Origin of the sequence: Bartonella sp. MU70NMGDW, assembly GCF_042194085.1 — a bacterium.
Classification (GTDB): Bacteria; Pseudomonadota; Alphaproteobacteria; order Rhizobiales; family Rhizobiaceae; genus Bartonella; species Bartonella grahamii.
In genome coordinates this window covers 1-1,286 of sequence record NZ_JBHIMK010000128.1, presented here as the reverse complement: position 1 = coordinate 1,286, position 1,286 = coordinate 1, and the positions used below count along the sequence as shown (strand labels likewise).

General features: G+C 37.7%; 1 protein-coding gene. It reads left to right on the top strand.

The window, feature by feature from the left end; translation table 11 throughout:
* Nucleotides 1–781: outer membrane protein (locus ACFIKE_RS08570; protein WP_375649301.1), on the top strand; the 781-nt coding region annotated here is incomplete at its 5' end.
* Nucleotides 782–1,286: the final 505 nt, after the last annotated feature.

The following is a 1,286-nucleotide window of genomic DNA, read 5'->3' as shown; positions in this document are numbered from 1 at the left end:
AGCAGCCCCTTCGTTTTCTTGGACGGGTTTTTATCTTGGTGGTCAAGTTGGCAACTTTTCGAGTAAAACTAAAGTAACTATTCCAGGAGCGGATAAAGAACTTTTCAAAAAAGATAACACACCTAGTCCTTCTGGTTTCATGGGTGGTATTTATGCCGGATCTAACGTAGACCTCGGAAATGGTCTCATTCTCGGGGTTGAAACCGATGCAGTTTGGGCAGGCCGTGAAGAATCAAAAAAAGCCCGTGAATTGACTCTTACTGAAAAAGATGCAGAAAATTTTAATGCTGCCCTTGAAAAAGCTAAGGTTGAACTAAAAGATCAGCAGCAGTTTGCAGAAGGTGACAAGGTAACAGAAACGCACAGTTACAAAGAAAAATGGTCTGGTGCGACACGCGTCCGTATCGGTTTTGCTGCTGTTGACCGTATTATGCCTTATGTTGCTGGTGGTATTGCCTATGCGCAGGTACAGGGCATTCAATCCGTTGCAGGAAAAGGAGAGAGAGCTAAAGTTGAGCAGAAAGCTGACGGGGATGAAAAAGTGCCAGACGCAGAGGCTAAGCAAACCATAGATTTGACTGGTGGTACTTGGGCTGATGACACGAAGACAATGCTTGGTTTCACTATTGGTGGTGGAGTTGACTTTGCAATGACAGACAACGTTCTTTTACGTGCGGAATACCGTTACTCCGATTTTGGTAAAAAGAAATTCGCAAACGATACACGTGAATTCAATTACAAAACCAATGACTTCCGTGTAGGTGTCGCTTACAAATTCTAATTTCGTAAAAATGAAATTAGAAGCATAAAAAATACTAAGGCCTCGTTTAACGGGGCCTTTATTTTATTAGCTCTCTATTCTATATCTCTTAATCCCTTCTATTTTTATTTGTATCATTTTGTGCTATAAGACTTTAAAGAAAAAAGTTTTATATTATAGAGGGCGAATTGGTGGTATATATGGATTTTATAGCTACTGATTACATAAAATCTTATATCATGGCTATCATTTTACGCCTAAGTGAAAAGTATTCAATTAATCTCAGAAATAGGAAAAGATCATAACCAGTGACTAAATTTATTCTGTATATACCAGATTAGAGTGAGCGTATTACATATATCTGTTGGAGTAAGCTTTGGGAAATACAGTCTCATTGGGGAAGAATATGAAGTAACAAAGAGAAAAACTAGTTTCCAACTTTATCCTCTTCTTTTAATTTAGCTTTACGATTTTCAAAAGCATTTAGGATAATGTCTTACGTTTTTGTTTATTGCATTCTTTTTAT